General features: G+C 48.8%; 1 rRNA gene. It reads right to left on the bottom strand.

The features are described from left to right. Positions 1-240, bottom strand: a 23S ribosomal RNA gene (locus tag H6A61_RS16355); the annotation flags it as partial.

The following is a 240-nucleotide window of genomic DNA, read 5'->3' as shown; positions in this document are numbered from 1 at the left end:
GGGTTTCCCACCCCCTTTATCGTTACTTATACCTACATTTGCTTTTCCATACGCTCCAGAGTGGCTCGCGCCACGCCTTCGACGCCGAATGGAATGCTCCCCTACCAATTGGAAACAATTGCCTTGCGGCGATTGTTCAATTCCATAGCTTCGGCAGACAACTTGATACCCGATTATTATCCACGCCAAATTCCTCGACTAGTGAGCTGTTACGCACTCTTTAAATGAATGGCTGCTTCC

Origin of the sequence: Bacteroides caecigallinarum (assembly GCF_016901995.1) — a bacterium.
GTDB lineage: Bacteria > Bacteroidota > Bacteroidia > Bacteroidales > Bacteroidaceae > Phocaeicola > Phocaeicola cellulolyticus.
Note: the sequence above shows the minus strand (reverse complement) of the source record. Positions and strands in the feature narration are given on the sequence as shown.